The 17,820-nt window shown below is 51.4% G+C and carries 11 protein-coding genes; 4 read left to right on the top strand and 7 right to left on the bottom strand.

Translation table 11 applies throughout. The features are described from left to right. Positions 1-141: 141 nt before the first annotated feature. Positions 142-2,382 carry an ATP-dependent Clp protease ATP-binding subunit gene (locus H3M12_RS07415; RefSeq protein ID WP_182150582.1) on the top strand — a complete coding sequence of 747 codons (2,241 nt, stop codon included), beginning with the start codon at positions 142-144 and terminating at the stop codon, positions 2,380-2,382. A gap of 154 nt (positions 2,383-2,536) precedes the next feature. Beyond that, complete coding sequence (locus H3M12_RS07410; RefSeq protein ID WP_129033131.1) at positions 2,537-3,613, top strand: MucBP domain-containing protein; 1,077 nt, start codon at positions 2,537-2,539, stop codon at positions 3,611-3,613. A gap of 91 nt (positions 3,614-3,704) precedes the next feature. On the opposite strand, the gene H3M12_RS07405 is transcribed toward H3M12_RS07410, so the two are convergent. Continuing rightward, positions 3,705-5,141, bottom strand: coding sequence for a C69 family dipeptidase (locus H3M12_RS07405; RefSeq protein ID WP_182150581.1), 1,437 nt, complete (start codon positions 5,139-5,141; stop codon positions 3,705-3,707). A gap of 237 nt (positions 5,142-5,378) precedes the next feature. On the opposite strand from H3M12_RS07405, the gene H3M12_RS07400 reads away from it, so the two are divergent. Further along, positions 5,379-6,743, top strand: coding sequence for an FAD-dependent oxidoreductase (locus H3M12_RS07400; protein ID WP_129033133.1), 1,365 nt, complete (start codon positions 5,379-5,381; stop codon positions 6,741-6,743). Between the two features lie 142 nt (positions 6,744-6,885). On the opposite strand, the gene H3M12_RS07395 is transcribed toward H3M12_RS07400, so the two are convergent. Then, complete coding sequence (locus tag H3M12_RS07395; RefSeq protein ID WP_182150580.1) at positions 6,886-8,463, bottom strand: peptide chain release factor 3; 1,578 nt, start codon at positions 8,461-8,463, stop codon at positions 6,886-6,888. Positions 8,464-8,629: 166 nt separating this feature from the next. On the opposite strand from H3M12_RS07395, the gene H3M12_RS07390 reads away from it, so the two are divergent. Continuing rightward, positions 8,630-9,217 carry a hypothetical protein gene (locus H3M12_RS07390; RefSeq protein WP_129033135.1) on the top strand — a complete coding sequence of 196 codons (588 nt, stop codon included), beginning with the start codon at positions 8,630-8,632 and terminating at the stop codon, positions 9,215-9,217. 89 nt (positions 9,218-9,306) lie between these two features. Here H3M12_RS07390 and H3M12_RS07385 read toward each other — a convergent pair whose 3' ends face one another. From H3M12_RS07385 to H3M12_RS07365, 5 genes are all read right to left on the bottom strand, one after another. Beyond that, positions 9,307-10,410, bottom strand: a complete 1,104-nt coding sequence (locus H3M12_RS07385) for a glycerol dehydrogenase (protein ID WP_129033136.1) — start codon at positions 10,408-10,410, stop codon at positions 9,307-9,309. Positions 10,411-10,602: 192 nt separating this feature from the next. Continuing rightward, a complete protein-coding gene (locus H3M12_RS07380) occupies positions 10,603-11,349 on the bottom strand; it encodes a DeoR/GlpR family DNA-binding transcription regulator (RefSeq protein WP_182150579.1) in 747 nt (248 codons plus the stop codon). 136 nt (positions 11,350-11,485) lie between these two features. Next, positions 11,486-13,258: a tannase gene (locus H3M12_RS07375; protein ID WP_182150578.1), complete on the bottom strand. Its 1,773-nt coding sequence runs from the start codon at positions 13,256-13,258 to the stop codon at positions 11,486-11,488. Positions 13,259-13,596: 338 nt separating this feature from the next. Continuing rightward, positions 13,597-15,411 carry a subtype A tannase gene (locus H3M12_RS07370; RefSeq protein ID WP_233449154.1) on the bottom strand — a complete coding sequence of 605 codons (1,815 nt, stop codon included), beginning with the start codon at positions 15,409-15,411 and terminating at the stop codon, positions 13,597-13,599. A 370-nt stretch (positions 15,412-15,781) separates the two neighbouring features. Beyond that, positions 15,782-17,806, bottom strand: a complete 2,025-nt coding sequence (locus H3M12_RS07365; RefSeq protein WP_182150577.1) for a CDP-glycerol glycerophosphotransferase family protein — start codon at positions 17,804-17,806, stop codon at positions 15,782-15,784. Positions 17,807-17,820: the final 14 nt, after the last annotated feature.

Genomic DNA, 17,820 nt, shown 5'->3' with positions numbered 1-17,820 from the left:
GCTACCGGGGGCGAGACAAATTACTTGCACCCACCGTGTGAGGCGGTATAATGTGGCTAATGGTCAAAGAAGGTCAAACCTTTTGGATGACCAGTGTGGACTGCTTCCACACTTACTCCAAGGCAGAAAGGAGACGACAAAATGCTATGTCAAAACTGTCACCGCAACGAAGCGACCATTCATCTTTATATGAGTGTGAACGGGCAACGGCAACAGATTGATTTATGCCAAAATTGCTATCAACTACTCAAAGATCAGCAGACCAATAACTCTGGAAATGGAGGTGGCCGTATGGCACAAGATCCATTCGGCTTTGGAAACCTGGATGATATTTTCCGGGCCATGCAAGGCGGTAATCCCAGCCAAAACGATTACCGGCAGACTGGTGGGCAACGACCGACCCAACCCGCGGGTAACCGAGGGAACAACGGTAAGGGCGGCCTACTCAGTCAATATGGCTTGAACCTCACCCAGTTGGCTAAAGACGGCAAGATTGATCCCGTTATCGGACGGGACAAGGAAACGGCGCAAGTCATCGAAATTCTGAACCGGCGGACTAAGAACAACCCCGTGTTAATCGGGGAAGCCGGTGTTGGGAAGACGGCGGTCGTTGAAGGGCTAGCTGAGCGCATCGTTGAAGGCAACGTACCGCAAAAGCTAACCAACAAGCAGATTGTCCGTTTAGACGTCGTATCGCTGGTTCAAGGAACCGGGATTCGGGGTCAGTTCGAACAACGGATGCAACAATTAATGAAGGAAGTTCAATCCAATCCGGACATCATCCTCTTCATTGACGAAATCCACGAAATCATGGGTGCCGGCAATGCCGAAGGTGGTATGGATGCGGGTAACGTGTTAAAGCCTGCGTTAGCCCGGGGTGACTTCCAACTGATCGGTGCCACGACGTTGAATGAATACTGGGACATCGAAAAAGACCAAGCCTTGGCACGGCGGTTCCAACCGGTAACGGTCGATGAACCGAGTCCAGACGAAGCCGTAAAGATTCTTAAGGGAATCCAGAAGAAATATGAAGATTACCACCACGTCCACTACACGGACGCTGCGATTGAAGCGGCGGTCCGGTTATCCGACCGCTACATTCAAGATCGCTTCTTACCCGACAAGGCCATCGACTTGCTCGATGAGTCCGGGTCGCGGAAGAACCTGACCATCAACGTGGCTGACCCGCACGCCATCGATGAAAAAATCGACAGTGCAGAAAAGCAAAAGCAAGCCGCATTGAAGCAGGAAGACTACGAAAAGGCCGCCTATTACCGCGACCAGGTCACAAAGCTCAACAAGTCGAAGGAAAACGCCACGAACGCGGACCAACAAGCGGCAACTGACGTGACCGAAAAGGACATGCAACAAATCGTCGAAGAAAAGACCAATATCCCGGTTGGCGAACTCCAAGCGAAGGAACAACATCAGTTGAAGAGCCTTGCCACCGACTTGGAAAAGCATATTATCGGCCAGAACCAAGCGGTCGATAAGGTTGCCCGGGCTATTCGGCGGAACCGAATCGGATTGAATGGGACTGGTCGGCCGATTGGGTCCTTCCTCTTCGTTGGCCCGACCGGGGTCGGCAAGACGGAACTGGCTAAGCAATTGGCCAACGAACTCTTTGGTTCTCAAGACGCGATGATTCGCTTCGACATGTCCGAATACATGGAACCCCATTCCATTTCTAAGCTGATTGGGTCCCCACCGGGCTACGTTGGTTACGAAGAAGCCGGACAACTGACCGAACAGGTTCGGCGGCACCCGTACACGTTGATCCTGCTGGATGAAATCGAAAAGGCTCACCCAGACGTCTTGAACATGTTCTTACAGATTCTGGACGATGGGCGCTTGACCGATTCCAAGGGCCGGACGGTGTCCTTCAAGGATACCCTGATCATCATGACCAGTAACGCCGGGACCGGTGACGTGGAAGCCAGCGTTGGGTTCGGGGCCGAAGCCTCCGGAAAGACCCACTCCGTTCTGGACAGTCTGACCAACTACTTCCGGCCTGAATTCATCAACCGGTTCGATGACATCATCGAGTTCAACGCATTGTCGAAGGATAACTTGATGCAGATCGTCGACCTGATGATCGATGACGTCAACCAGATGTTAGCCGACCAAGGCCTACACGTACACGTTACGGAACCAGTCGAAGAAAAACTGGTCACGGAGGGCTACAACCCCGCCATGGGGGCGCGGCCATTACGGCGGGTCATCCAGGAAGAAATCGAAGACCGCATTGCGGACTTCTACCTGGACCACGCCGGTGTAAAGAACCTGACGGCCAAAATCACGGACGGCAAGATTACCTTAACTGCCGCCGACGATGATGACACTGATTCGACTTCAGCGGACGACACGGATACGACCAAATAAACGACTCTAAACGGGAGCGCTGCCAATCGCGGTGCGCCCGTTTTTAGGTTCTAAGTGAATTCCCCCCTGCAGGTCCCGATTAGATGCGGTATACTGTATTTTAAAGGCACCACGACAGACACTGGGCAGACTTACTTTTGGAGGTGAATGGGAAATGGCTTTCTTTAATTGGTTACGACGGCTCTTAACACCGACCCGTTCGCACCGCCCCACCACGGTCCCACCACGGCAAGCAACCCCGGTGGACCGGCCATTTCAACCCCAACGACCGACCCAGCAATTAACGCCAACGCCGCAGCCAACCGTTCCGCCCGTGGCAGTGAATCCGGTGACCACCCACGAACAGCCCAATGCCACCCTGGTCGTCCGTATCGTCGATTCTCAGAACCGGCCACTCCAACCAGCGTTAGTCCTTACGGGACAACGCGGCACCGCCGTTCACCTGACCACCCCCACCATTCCCGGCTACACGTTAGCCAAGATGACGGGCTTCACTCAGACTTTTTTAAGTGAATACGGGTTGATGACGTTGACCTACCAACGGCAATGGGGGTACCCGGTCTTGGTCTACCAGATTGATTACGACTCCGGACAATTGTTGGCATTACCGGGGCTGTTTCGCGGGCTTTTGGGCGCAAGTTTCCACTTGGCCGTCCCGCCGGTTAAGGGCTACCACATTTTCCAGGCGCAAGGGCCGCAACAAGGCACTTACACCGACCAAACGCAACGCTTGCTGTACTTCTACCGGCGTGACGCTTGGCAAACGGTCCAGCGGGTCCACCAATACGTGACCCTGCTCAGTAACCACGCGGTCTATGCGTTACCCGCCGGTCAGGCCTACCGTTACCGGTTCCCAGCCACATCATTATGGCGCATCTTTGCCATCATCACGTTGACCGACCAGACCGTCTGGTACAATTTGGGTGGTAACCAGTGGCTGAATGCCGCGGAAACCAAACGGCGCTTGCACTGGTCACGCCACCTAGAATTACCCCGGCAAACCAAATTGACGGGCAAGGCCGTGCAGTGGTCGGGGACCGTGGACTACGTGCCCGATCACGCGGTAACCTTCTACCGCGACCCTTACGGCGAAGTGGCCGGCCAGTTGCCGGACGGTGAATTACTCGAGATTCGCCGGCGCGTCGTTGACGATCAAAACTTGATTTGGTACCAAATTGGTCCGCAAGCCTACATCAACGCGCGCTACGTCCGGTTGGCCAAGCAGGTCTAACGCTAAGTTTTTCTGAACAACTTCATAAAGGCGGCTGTGAGATTTTGCTCACAGCCGCCTTTTTTGAAACGTTAATTCGATTCAACTCATCTTATAAATTCTTATCCATGTTATAGGTCAATCGGGACAGCGTCAGGCCCTTTTCAATCAAGCCGTTGGTGAAGTCTGTCGTGGTCTTGCGCATTGCAGCCGTAACGGCATGGTTTTGCGCCGTCAAATAAGCCACCAAATCGTCGCCACTCAATTTCTCCTGGGCCACGTGAGCCAATGTTTGCGCGACATGCGTCCGGAGGTCTTGCTTGGCCGCCGTGACGTAATCCACGTCTTGTTCAATGAACTGGCGGTAATGGGATTCCACGATCATCGACAACTTCCGGTACATCCAGTAAGCACTTTGGTCATCGAGGCGCCGCGGTGTCGTCCGGTACGTTGGGTCCGTATCCGTCACGTTGGCGAAGAACGGCACGTAAGGACTGAACGCTGGCACCCCAAAGCATAACCACATGATGGCCGCGCGGTCGGCAGGCACATCGTTATGCACTTGCAAGACGTGCGAATTTTGCGTCCGGTTCATCGAAATCGGCCGGAACTTAGTCCGCAACTCTTCAGGCCCGTGCCCCAACGGATCGTATGGCGTTTCGTTGTAATGCGAACTTAAAATGTATTCCACGTCTTCCACGCTAATCTTGTGGCTGGTCCGGCAGATAAACGGTAGCTCACTTGATTGCGGATCCTGCTCGATTTCCGGATTCAAGACCCGTTGGCCGAACCAGACCCGCGGCGTGTTGTAGTGGCGGTCCTTTTCGGTACTGGTCCCGAAAATATGACGGAAGTTCCAACCGTCGTGGTCGGGGTTCAGGTGGTTATCCGCCACAAAAGCTTGAATCCCCGCGGAGAACATGAAGTTATCCGGGTCATCGAAGGTCACCTGTTGAATGGCGACCTGGTTAGCCGTGACCGCATAAGCATCGTCTGGGATACGTTGGGCGACCCAGTGGTGACCGGTCACGATTTCCATGTACCAGACTTCTTGACTATCGGAGAACAAGACCCCATTGCCTTCGGGTGACCCATATTGCTTGATCAGCTTGCCCAGATAACGGACCCCTTCTCTGGCGGAGGTAATGTAAGGTAAGACCATGGTCTGCAGGGAATCTTCCGCTAACCCATTTTCCACTAACGGGTCGTAAGCCAACGCGTTGGGATTGCCGTAGACACTTTCGGTGGCACTCATCGCAACGTTATGGTCGTTAATACCGCTTTCGGCGTACTCTCCGGTCTTTTCAGTCTCCACGTTCGGCGTAGCTAAATAACGGTAGCCATCGCTTGGAATCGGGGCCGTGAACCCATTTTGGTTCGACGTCCAGGTCCGGGCCGGTTGGTCGTGTTCAGCCGGATGCACGTAAAACCGCTGTGGCGTCAAGGGTAAAAAGGTATCGTCGTTACGGGCAATTAGCGTCGACCCGTCGACGGTGGCCGCCTTGCCGACCAGAACTGACGTACAAGCCGTCAAATGTTTTTTAATCATGTTTAATTAGTGCCCCTTTCTTTTTTCATAATGGCCCTAGTTTACCGCTTTTAGCGCTTAAAAACTAGCCATTCCCTAAACCGTGTTTGCGCAAAATGGTAACACTTTCAAGAAGTTGTTGACATTTGGGGACGATTGTTTAAAATAGAGTTGTAGCCAATTGAATGGGCTTACATTATCACGGTTTGTGAAGTTAAACTCAAACTTATCTTACTTATAATTTGGGAGGCACTATCTATGAAAGTCACAGTTGTTGGTTGTACCCATGCGGGAACTTTTGCCATTAAGCAGATCTTAGCGGAACACCCGGATGCCGAAGTCACGGTCTATGAACGAAACGATAACCTTTCCTTCCTGTCCTGTGGGATTGCTTTATACTTAGGCGGCGAAGTCGCTGACCCTCAAGGCCTGTTTTACTCCAGTCCCGAGGAACTGAAAAAGTTGGGCGCCAATGTCCAAATGAATCACAATGTCTTAGACGTTGATCCGGACCAAAAAACGGTCACGGTCGAAGACTTGACCACCCATGATCAGACCACCGCAAGTTACGATAAATTAGTCATGACTTCCGGGTCCTGGCCAATTATTCCTAAGATTCCTGGCATCGACAGCGACAAGGTCAAGCTCTGCAAGAACTGGAACCACGCTCAAGTCCTCTTTGAAGACGCTAAGCAAGCCAAGCGCATCACGGTCATCGGGGCCGGTTACATCGGTGCTGAACTCGCCGAAGCCTACTCCAAGACCGGTCATGACGTGACTTTGATCGATGCTCAAGACCGTGTGATGCCGAAGTACTTTGACTCCGAATTCACCGACGTCATCGAAAAAGACTACCAAGACAACGGTGTCCAACTCGCTCTGGGTGAAACTGTCGCCAACTTCGAAGAAACGGCCAATGGCTTGACCATCAACACCGATAAGGGCCATTACGAAACCGATTTAGCCATTCTCTGCATCGGTTTCCGGCCCAACACCGGCCTGCTTCAGGGTAAGGTCAAGATGGCCGCTAACGGTGCCATCATCACCGACGACTACATGCGCTCCTCGAACCCCGATATCTTCGCAGCGGGTGACAGTGCCGCGGTCCACTACAACCCAACTCACCAAAACGCCTACATTCCGCTAGCCACCAATGCGGTGCGGCAAGGCATCTTAGTCGGCAAGAACTTGGTGAACCCAACCGTCAAGTACATGGGCACACAATCGTCTTCTGGCTTAGCCTTATACGGGCGGACCATCGTGTCGACTGGGTTGACCTTGGCCGCCGCCAAGCAACAAGGCCTAGATGCCGAACAAGTCATCATCACCGACAACTACCGGCCGGAATTCATGCCGTCGACGGAACCCGTCTTGATGTCGCTGGTCTTTGACCCGCAAACGAAGCGGATCTTAGGCGGTGCGTTAATGAGTAAGTACGACGTCTCGCAATCGGCCAATACCCTGTCCGTCTGCATCCAGAACAACAACACCATCGACGACCTCGCCATGGTCGACATGCTGTTCCAGCCGAACTTCGACCGGCCGTTCAACTACCTGAACATCTTAGCGCAAGCGGCCCAAGCCAAGTTAGCCTCGACACAGGACGCGACCGTTAAGGCTTAAATCACGCCACTGATAAAATCCACACGATAACTTTTAGGGACCGGCAACCACTGCCGGTCCTTTTTGGTGCGTTTTGACTGTAAGCAAAAAGCGTCACGTCGACTGACAAAGTCAATCAACGTAACGCTTCGGTTTTCTTAGTTTACAGTTTAGCGGTCAATTCCACATCTGGATACTTATCCTTGAACCACCGTTCGGCGAACTGGTTCTCAAACAAGAACAATGGCTCTCCCTGCCGGTCCTTGACCAGGAGATTCCGGGAGGAAGACATCCGTTCGTCCAACTGGTCCGGGTTGATCCAGCGCGCCGTCTTTTTGCCCATCGGCTCCATGATGACGTCCGAGTTGTACTCGTTTTTCATCCGGAACTGGAAAACTTCGAACTGCAGTTGACCCACAGCGCCTAAGATGTAGTCGCCGGTCGAGTAAGCCGTGTAAAGTTGCACGGCCCCTTCTTGGACCAACTGTTCGATGCCCTTATGGAACGACTTTTGCTTCATGACGTTCTTGGCGGAGACTCGCACGAAGAGTTCCGGGGTAAATTGCGGTAACTTCTCGAATTCAACAGCGTGCTTCCCGGTATAGATAGCATCACCAATTTGGAAATTCCCTGTATCATACAACCCGATGATGTCACCGGCCACGGCCGTCTCCACGTTTTCTCGCGTGTCGGCCATGAATTCGGTCACGTTAGACAACCGTAGCTTCTTGCCGGTCCGGGTCTGCATGACGTCCATCCCCCGTTCGAACTCGCCAGAGCAAATTCGCACGAAGGCAATTCGATCCCGGTGATGCGGGTTCATGTTGGCTTGAATCTTGAAGACGAAGCCCGAGAAATCTTCGTCAGTCGGCGCCACATCCCCATCGTTTGCCGTATGGTGAACCGCCGGCTTCGGCGCGTATTCCAGGTACGTTTCCAAGAAAGTCTGGACCCCAAAGTTGGCCAACGCCGAGCCGAAGAAGACCGGGGTCTGGTCCCCGCTGGCAATCTTATCGGCGTCAAATGGATTACCGGCCTCTTCAATCATGGCCATGTTTTCCCGCGCGTCGGTGTACCAATCGTCTTGTTCTAAGGCGTTGGGTTCGGCTAAGTCACCGTCATCATTTAACGGGAGGTAGCGCCGACCCTGGTCGTCCTTGCGGAACAGGGCCACACGTTGGTGGTACCGGTCGTAGAGGCCTTTTAATTCCTTCCCCATGCCAATCGGCCAGTTCATTGGGTAACCTTCGATGCCCAACACGTCTTCGAGTTCGGCAATCAAATCCAAGGGGTCGCGACCGTCCCGGTCGAGCTTGTTCATGAAGGTGAAGATCGGAATGCCCCGCATCTTACAAATTTGGAACAACTTTTTAGTTTGGGGTTCAATCCCCTTGGCGGAGTCGATGACCATGACCGCCGAGTCCACGGCCATCAACGTCCGATAAGTGTCTTCGGAGAAGTCTTCGTGTCCGGGCGTATCTAGAATGTTGATGCGCTTACCCTGGTAGTCAAATTGCATCACAGAACTGGTGACCGAGATGCCCCGTTTCTGTTCAATTTCCATCCAGTCGGACTTGGCAAAGTTTCCGCTCTTACGGGCCTTGACCGTTCCGGCTTCCCGCACGACGCCCCCGAACAACAATAGCTGTTCGGTGATCGTGGTCTTTCCGGCATCGGGGTGGGAGATAATGGCGAAGGTCCGCCGCTTATCAACCGCCGTTGCTAAATTTTTTTCGCTCATAACTAGTCCTCACTGATTTTTAGTAAATGTTCCTGACTTGACGCAGTGCTTTGATTTTACCACATTTACCCCGACAATTCACGGATTGCCCTGGAACGGCCGTTTCACGGTTGGGTTATTAGTGGTATGATAATAAGATGAATTCTACTAGAAACCGGGTGAAACGATGTTGGCGAGTACCGAAGTCATTTTAATTGAGATTCTCTTTAGTCTGGGCGCGTTGATTGCGCTAGGAGGCTTAGGCGGCTTGATTTGGGCCAAGGTGCATCAGCGCGCGTTGCGGCCCCCGATGGCTATTATCGTGTGTGGGATCGGTATCGTGATCATTGCTAGTCTCCTCAACGTCTTACTGTTCAAGACTTACGCTGGCGTACGAGTCAAGAAGAACCAGTACTACGAGATCACCAGCTTGACCACGAACATGCGGGCATCTTTGGCAACGACTCACGCTAAAAACCAGCCAGTCAGCCCCCAATCGCGTAAAGCCAGCAAGAACGTGACCTATCTCATTGACCACACTGATCAGCCCGCCAAATCTAAGCGTTGGGCTAAGGCGGCGCAACGACAATTCAAAAAGACCCATCCCAATGCCACGGTCGTCACCACCAATTACCGTCGAATTTTACGGCAGTACTTCAGTAGCGTGACCCAGTCGTCAGCGACCGTCACAAAATTGACGCAACACGCTATCCACCAGGTCACTAAAACGCCGCATACTAAAGTCACGCCCAAGTCGCCTTCAGCTAAACCTTAACTTTCAATTTTAAAATAGATGCAAAAACAGTTGATCCGCCCCCTGCTTAGGGAGGTCTAGGACCAACTGTTTTTTACGTTACTTTTAACTTAAGCTAAGCCTTGTACCTCCCGACTGTACGCGTCCACACCCTTCATCGCTTGGACGACGTCATACGGCGTAACTTCAAACGGCATCTGCTTCATGGTGTCTTCTGGGGCCGTCGCTTGTTGACCGACCTTCAATAGGTCGTCATCACTCACGTTCTCCAGGTGCAGATCCTTAAAGGTCGTTGGTAACCCCAGCTTCAAATCGAAACGCAAGTACTTTTCGAACCGCTCTTGGTCGGCCCCTTCCAGGTACAACTGCGTCAAGGTCCCAAAGGCAACCTTTTCACCATGGGTCATCTCGTGGACTGGCCCGTGTAATGCGGTCAACCCATCGTGGATGGCGTGGGCAGCGGCTAAGCCGCCACTTTCAAAGCCCAGACCACTCATCAGGGTGTTGGCCTCAACGACCCGGTCGAGTGCCTTGGTAACGGCGTGTCCCTTAACCGAAGCCAATGCCTCCGCGCCGTACTTGAACAGGGTCTCTTCACACTTGGTGGCAATGGCATTACCGACTAGAGTCTGTTGAGCGCCCAGCATCGTTTGATTATTTCCCCGAGCAACTGCTTTGGCTTCAACGTTGGTTGCTAAAGCGTCAGCAATCCCGGAAGCCAGTAGCCGTGCCGGTGCCCCCGCCACGATTGCCGTATCGATCAAGACTAAATCAGGGCTTTTATCGTAAAACCGATACTTTTCAAAGGAGCCATCATCCGAATAGATAACGGACAGCCGGGAACATGGGGCGTCAGTCGAGGCTAAGGTTGGTAGGATTGCGACAGCTACCTGTAAATCATCCGCAATGGCCTTGGCACTATCAAGCGTTTTACCTCCGCCCATACCAATGACCAAGTCAGCCCCGAAATCTTTACCAATCCCGGCGACCCGCTTAATTTCATTGTCTGAAGCTTCACCGTTGAATTGAACCTTTTTCACGCTGATTCCGTGCGTCGTCAGGTACGTCTCATAATCGTTCCCGACGATTTTCAGCACAACGGGGTCGGCTAACAAGACGGCCTTTTGTCCCAGGCGTTTGATGTACTGATCACTTTCTTGCAATGCGTTAATCCCTTGAACATAAGTTGCTGGACTCCCGAAAATACTAGTCATCACACAACACTCCTTTGATTTTTAACGGTCGTAATGTAAAAGCGCTTTCATCTTACGGAATCCATTATAGTTTCGTTCGAAAGATAATTCAATAGTGAACAAAAAACAAATCGCCGCAACAACTCGTCATCCCCTGCTCTAAGCAAGATAACAAAATTATTGCGGCGATTTACTTTTTTATGTCTCCTGGTCCTAAACCAATTGTAAGTCCAAAGCTCCCCGCAACATGGTGGCGATTGCGGACGGTAAATCTTGGTCGGTCACGACTGCATCGACCTGGTCCAGGGGAAATTGCTGAATCAGACTGGGGCCCTGAAACTTGCTGCTATCGGTCAGTAACGTCACCGTATCGGCTTGACGAGCCATGGCTTGGATGACCTGGTTACGAGCCAGATTACGCCCCGAAAACCCGCTTTGTGGGTCAAAACCATCAGTGCCCACGAACAATTGGTGCACGTGAAAGGCCGTCAACATATGTAACGTCAAGGGGCCGACCCCGACCTGAGCGACAGGCTGATACTGGCCGCCTAGGACTTCCACTGTCAACGTCGGGTAATCTCCGACCCGGTGGGCGATATAGTATGAATTCGTCACAATGGTCACGTTTTTTTGTTGTTCACCTAACTGATCGGCCAGTAAGGCACAGGTCGACCCGGAATCCAGCATGATGGTGGCCCCATCGGCTACCCGGTCAGCGGTCACCATGGCAATTTTAACCTTAATGGCATAATTGATAGCTAAGCGCGCATTCAAATCATCAGGGGCGTCCTGGACCGCCCAACCGTGTTGGCGACGCAGTAACCCTTGCTGCTCTAAAGTAGTCAAATCTTTGCGAATCGTGACGACCGAGACGTTCAACACAGCCGCCAGTTCCGTGACTGCAATCTGATGCTTCGTATTGACCAATTGTAAAATGGCAGTCAAGCGTTGATTAAGCATTGTGGTCCCCCCCTTATTTCTCATTAACCCTTAGACTTAGTGTACGACAGTTCAGATTATTTGCCCAGACTCCTAAAATCACCGTCACATGGTCTGGACCACATGACGGTGATTTGAAATGTCTCCTATTTCTAAGTTACTTCAAACTACGGTTGATCCACTCAATAAAGTTAGTCTCGTGGTTTCCTTGACGTTCCGCACGAATATGACCTTGGCCCCAAACGGTGGCAAAATCAACGCTCTTGACTTGGGAATTTTGTTTGAGTGCCAACGCCAGGTTGGTCTCAACCGGCAACGCCGTATCGGGCTGGTTGATTCCCGTTCGAATCCGCCAGTACTTCGCCACCTTGCTAGTGTTGTGGCCAGCGTAATAGCTGGTTAGATAATACATCGGATTATACATATTGAGCCGGGTCTGAATCGAACTGCCTTGTGCGTCGGTCTTTTGCAAGTCGGCACGATAAGCTGATGCATAACTAGCCTGATAATGCGCAAACTGTGAATAGGTCGCCTGGTGTTGCTTTAGCAAGTGACCAATCGTGGCATCAAAGTGGTTCGCCTGACACCCACTCGTGGCAAAAAGCTGGTTTTCCGTTTGCTGCCGTGTAAGACCATCGAACGCACCGACAGCTTTAACCGCCGGCTTACAATGCTTAACGAACGCCGCCAAACTGGTAATCGTTGCCCTATTCTTTTGGGCATCATACCTAATCCACTCATCATTCCCATTTAAAGCGTCGATATACTCCTGAACGGTCTGGTAGGTTTGGTGCGTTACGGGGCCATTAGGCGCCCCAATCTTTGGATTTTGGTCGCTGGACGTCTCATACGGGAAGCGTGTCTCTTGTAAGAAAATGTTTAGTGACTGTTCCACTTCTTGTTTGAGGTACGCCGCGTAAGTTCCAGCCATGTCAATTCCCGTTGCTGACCTTTTCAGCTCGAGTGGCTGGCCCTGGCTATCCTTTAACCCTAACCGATTGATATATTGCGCGTAAGAAGCCGCCATATCGGTCGACAACGCCTTCGTCCAGGTGCCTGGCTTCCGGGTGCCAACAGACGAATACTGGCCCATGTTCCACTCGTAAGCTTCGTTGGCCGTATCCAGACTGGTAATCGGGCACCAAACCATGGCTCCAGCAATGGCATCACTCGTGGGCGTCTTAGCCATGGTGGCTAGTGGCGCGCCAATCGCCTTCAGGTACTTAATATATGCTTGACTGTCACCAGTCGCCCCCATCAACGCACTCTGGGCACCCCCACCACTATGGCCAAAGGTGAAGATGCGGTCGGTATCCCCCGCAAGGGACGCTTGATTCAACCGCAGTGTCCGGACCGCCGCTTTTAAATCCGTAATGCCCCATGGCGCGGCACCGTTGGCGTGATCGGCGGAATCCAAGCCGCGGCAGCCCGCCGCAACGTAAACGAAGCCGGCATCGGTGTACTTGGCCGATTGACCGTCATAATCGGTCGGAGCCGCTTGAGCCGCATACCGGGGTGTTTTCACCCGCATCACGATGGGAGCGGTCCTAGCGGTATAGCCCGCGAGTGCCGCTTGGGGATTAACCGCTAGTGAGTAGGTCTTTTGATCATGCTGTGTGACCGTCATATACTTCTCCGGGATAAAAATCCCCATGGACTCGTAAATGCGACTGCTGGTCTTGGTCCCGTACTTGATGCCGACTTGATAATAGACCTTATTTTGCGCGTTATAGTGCCAGTTATTAGGGTCCAGCAATAATTGCTGGGCATTGGCAACGTCTGCCTCAGTGACCATTTGTTTGGTGGTCTTGGCAACCCTCTCCGGCGTATCCGTGGGGTTGGTCGCCAGCTTAGATTTACGATAAGCGGCTAATAACACACCCTCGGCCAATAAGGATCCCATTACGGGTAGGATTTTTTTCAACTTCATCACATGGTTCCCCTTTACAACATCTGACTTTATTACTTGACGAACTTAGGCCTTATTAGTCACCGTCTTAAAAATCAGTGCAAAAAAACGCGTGATGCGGTAAAAATTCAAAAGCGCAACCACTTTAATGACCAACCTACAAGTCCTATTCTACCAAGATAGTCAACGAATTGTTACTGTCAGGGCTAGAGCTAGCCATGCCAAAAACGCCTCAAGACGGTTAGTCCCATCCTGAGGCGTTTTAACTTCATCTCAACTTTAAATTACTTCAAACTGCGGTTAACCCACTTGATGAAGTTGGTTTCATTGTTTCCTTTACGCTCAGCTTCAGTATGACCTTAACCCCAGACGGTGGCAAAATCAACACTATCGACTTGGCTATTTTGCTTTAATGCTAACGCCAAGTTAGTTTCAACCGGCAAAGCCGTATCGGTCTGGTTGATTCCCGTTCGAATCCGCCAGTACTTCGCAACTTTACTAGTATTGTGACCACTGTAGTAACTGCTCAAGAAGTACATTGGGTTGTACATGTTGAGCCGGTTTTGAATCGAACTGCCCTGGGCATCGGTCTTCTTCAAATCAGAACTGTAGGCCTTCGCATAGCTTGACTTGTAGTTCTTCAACTTCGCGTATTTCGAACTATTCGACTTGAGCAATTGGCTGATGGTGGAATCAAAGTGGTTCGCACTGCTGCCACTCGTGGCAAAGAGCTGGTTTTCAGTTTGTTGCCGCGTAATCCCATCAAAGGCGCCAACATCCTTCGACGCCGTCTTACAATGCTTGACGAACGCCTTCATGCTCGTGATCGTTGCGGTGTTCTTTTTGGCATTGTAAGTGATCCACTTGCCATTCTTATTCAACGACTTGATGTAAGCCTGAACCGTCTTATAGGTCTTGTTACTGGTTGAAGAACTCCCAGCCATGCCGCCACTAGGCATCTTCCCGCTTGGCTTCTGACCGCTACCTTTCTTCGCGTTCTTCATCGCACCAGCCTTCTTCGAGCCACTAGGCATCTTCATCTTACTTCCGGATTGGCCAGCCGCACCACTAGGCCCTTCATTGCTTGAGGCCTTGTATGGGAAGCTCGTATCCTTCAAGAAGTTGTTCAATGACTGCTCAACTTCCTTCTTCAGATACTTCGCATAGGTCCCCGACGTGTAGATTCCCGTCGATGACTTCTTTAGCTTCAGCGTCTTACCTTGGCTATCCTTCAAGCCCAATTTATTAATGTATTGGGCATAGTTGGTCGCCATGTCATTCGATAAGGCCTTAGTCCAAGTCCCCTGTTTCCGGGTCCCTGAGTTCGAATATTGGCCCATGTTCCATTCGTAGGCTTCGTTGGCCGTATCTAGACTAGTAATTGGGCACCAGGCCATGGCCCCATCGATGGCATCACTCGTGGCTTTCTTCGCCGTCGTTGCCAATGGTGCGCCAATGGCTTTCAGGTATTTCAAGTATTTCTTGCTGTTACCCGTTGCGCCCATCAGAGCACTCTGGGCACCCCCACCACTATGGCCAAAGGTGAAGACCCGGTTGGTGTTACCGGCAATCCGACTCTTGTTCAACCGCAAGGTCCGGACCGCCGCTTTCAGATCCGTGACCCCCCAAGGTGATGACCCATTGGATTTATCCGATTGATTCAAGCCCCGACAGCCAGCAGCAACGTAAATGAAGCCAGCCTTGGTGTACTTAGCCGAACTACTGTCATAACCGGTCGGTGCCGCCTGGGCAGCATAACCGGGAGTGTTGACCGGCATCACGATGGGCGCAGTCTTGGCGGTATACCCCTTGACCTTGGCTTTCTGATTAAACGTCAGCGAATAAGTCTTTTGACCAGTACCTTTGGCCGTGACATACTTCGCCGGGATAAAAATCCCCATCGATTCATAGGTCTTACTCTTAGTTTTAGTCCCGTACTTAATGCCAACTTGATAATAAGCTTTGTTTTTGGCATTGTATCGCCATTTCTTTTGGTTGAGCAATAACTTCTTGGCATTGGTGACATCCGCCTGGGTCACCTTTTGTTTCGTGGCCTTGGCAACCTTATCCGCCGTACTAGTGTGTTTGGTCGTCTTGGACTGACCACAAGCAACCAATAAAACACTGGTTGCTAATACGCATCCCATGACGGGAAGTATTTTCTTCAACTTCATGACTACTCTCCTCTACAATGTCTGACTTTATAATTGGTGAACCCCGCACTCCTTATTCATCGGTTAAAAATCAGTGCAAAACAACGACTTGTTAAGTAACAATCATAGTTGTAACCGGTTCAATTCCCGTCTACAAGGCTTATTGTACCAACATAATCAATCGGTTGTGAATGTCACGCCTCTCAACTTTTAATTTTATTAATCTTGTTTTATCAAACGCTTAAGATTCAGCCTAGCCACGGGTTTTACCCCCCCTCATCATATTTTAACTAACTCATAAGTCTCCCATTAAGACGTTTGCAATCACTAAAAAAGAACGGCCAGCCGCCTTCCGGCGCTGACCGTTCCATCACGGGTCAACCTGCTAATCTTAACCCTGATTTTCAATTTGTTGAATCACGTAATTGACGACTTTCAGCGAACTCAACCCATCATTAATGGCACAGAACCGTTGGTAAAAGGCCATGAACTTTGCGTCATGACTCATATCCGGCGTCTGGAGCTTTTCACCGATTAAGGTCAACAGTTCCTTTTCGTTGTGAGCGATATCTCCCGGCAAGTCGTGCTCGTAGTCCAAGTAGAAGCCCCGCAGTTCGTCCTTGTACATGTGATAATCGTACGGGTAGAAGAGAATTGGGCGCTTCAAGTAGGCGTAGTCGAAGAACACGGACGAGTAGTCGGTGATCAGCATGTCACTGACCAAATACAGGTCGGAGATGCTGGGATGGTTCGACAGATCGTACACGAAGTCTTCATAACCACTGATGTCCAAGGCGTTGGAAATCAAGTAGTGCATCCGCAAGACCAGCACAGCGTCGTCACCGAAACGGGTCTTGAAGTCGTCTAAGGAGAACGGCAACTCGAAGGTGTACTTTCCCTTTTCGGCGAACTGATTATCCCGATAAGTCGGCGCGTACAAGACAACCTTCTTATCCAACGGAATCCCCATCTGTTGCTTCAACGCGACGATATCGTAGGCACTACTGTTGATGAGTTCGTCGTTGCGCGGATAACCGACTTTTAAAATCTGATTATTGAACCCAAAGGCCGACCGGAAGATCTGCGTTGAATAATCGTTGGGCGAAATCAACGCGTCCCACCGGTTAGCTTCGCGCACAAAGTTAGCGTGGTACTTAGTGGTCGTGGTTCCCGGCATCGAGACGTTTTCGATGTCCAATCCCAGCTTCTTCAAGGGGGTTCCGTGCCAGGTCTGAATGTAGGTCACGTAACCCGGCTTCTTGACCCAAGCGGGAAAGCGGGCGTTACTGATCCAGAAGGTCGCCTTTTCCAACGTCCGGACCCACTTGGCTGTCCGGCGAATGATGAACGGAATCCCATTTTGCTTACAGAAAGCTTTTTGCGAGCGGTCGATTGACCAAACGTACCGGAACCCCGGATAAAGCCGTTGGAACAGTTGGTAGATGGCATACGGTGAATCACTGACTTGTCGTCCACCGAAGCTTTCAAAAATCAACGTTGGTTCGTCGTAAGCCCGGTGACCGCGCTTAAAGAGCCGGCGCATGTACATCAGGTTGACCTTTTCCATCACGACACTGAAGAGGTGAGCCGCCCCACTGGCCTTACTTGGTAAGTGACCCAGGCGTTGGACCATGGTCGGCGCCGCCGTTTCTACGATGCGGATTCCGTTATTGAAGCGTTTTTCGATGATGACTAAGCGGTGCTGACTCGTGACGGCTTGGGTGACTTGTCCGGCTAGCGATTTGCCTAAAATCACCCGTTGTTCTAACTCTTCACCGTTGACCGTCGAGCGGATAAATAATTCCTGCTTGGTATCAGAGGCCAAGTCAGTCAACGGGATAATACCACTGAATAACCCGTGCAAGCCGAGCGTCGTAATCGGCCATTCGGCACTACTGTGATCCTGCACATTTTTGAGGACTAGGCGTTGATTGTCGATCCGCCGGTTGTTTAACCGGTTCGGTCCCGTAATCTGTAGTTGGTCATCCTGCAAGTTAATCGCGGTGATGGCAAACTCATCATCGGGCTGATTGGTGTGCAGGTTGAACAAGGCCATGCCGTTGGCATCACTGTTCAGTTGATAGAAGCTGGTCAACGACAATTGGTGCCGGTCACTGAGGTATTCGCTTTCAACTTGGACTAAGCCCCGGGTGTCTTCTTGTTGTAAGTTCAAGTAGAGTTCCCAACTAAAGTCACCCTGCTGACTCCCAGGAATCTGTAAGTCGTTAGCATCGACTTGGACTCGCACCACGCCAGAACTGACCACGGTCGTGACGGGCAGCGTCAGTGACGCCTGGGTCTGCTTCTCTAAGAAGGTGACCACCAGGTTGTCAAAGGGTTCCGGCACGTCGATCAATTCAAGTTCGAGTTCTTGTAGTTTCTTTTTATGATGTAATCCAGATAAAATCGCACGCACGATGGAAAAACTCC

This window comes from Levilactobacillus suantsaii (genome assembly GCF_014069315.1).
In the GTDB taxonomy this organism is placed as follows: Bacteria; Bacillota; Bacilli; order Lactobacillales; family Lactobacillaceae; genus Levilactobacillus; species Levilactobacillus suantsaii.
This window is presented reverse-complemented; position numbering and strand designations above follow the sequence as displayed.

Bases quoted from the DNA above. Each gene is read 5' to 3' on its own strand.
- H3M12_RS07370 (WP_233449154.1), bottom strand. From the start codon at position 15,411: ATGAAGTTGAAGAAAATACTTCCCGTCATGGGATGCGTATTAGCAACC.
- H3M12_RS07410 (WP_129033131.1), top strand. From the start codon at position 2,537: ATGGCTTTCTTTAATTGGTTACGACGGCTCTTAACACCGACCCGTTCG.
- H3M12_RS07405 (WP_182150581.1), bottom strand. From the start codon at position 5,141: ATGATTAAAAAACATTTGACGGCTTGTACGTCAGTTCTGGTCGGCAAG.
- H3M12_RS07385 (WP_129033136.1), bottom strand. From the start codon at position 10,410: ATGACTAGTATTTTCGGGAGTCCAGCAACTTATGTTCAAGGGATTAAC.
- H3M12_RS07415 (WP_182150582.1), top strand. From the start codon at position 142: ATGCTATGTCAAAACTGTCACCGCAACGAAGCGACCATTCATCTTTAT.
- H3M12_RS07395 (WP_182150580.1), bottom strand. From the start codon at position 8,463: ATGAGCGAAAAAAATTTAGCAACGGCGGTTGATAAGCGGCGGACCTTC.
- H3M12_RS07400 (WP_129033133.1), top strand. From the start codon at position 5,379: ATGAAAGTCACAGTTGTTGGTTGTACCCATGCGGGAACTTTTGCCATT.
- H3M12_RS07375 (WP_182150578.1), bottom strand. From the start codon at position 13,258: ATGAAGTTGAAAAAAATCCTACCCGTAATGGGATCCTTATTGGCCGAG.
- H3M12_RS07390 (WP_129033135.1), top strand. From the start codon at position 8,630: ATGTTGGCGAGTACCGAAGTCATTTTAATTGAGATTCTCTTTAGTCTG.
- H3M12_RS07380 (WP_182150579.1), bottom strand. From the start codon at position 11,349: ATGCTTAATCAACGCTTGACTGCCATTTTACAATTGGTCAATACGAAG.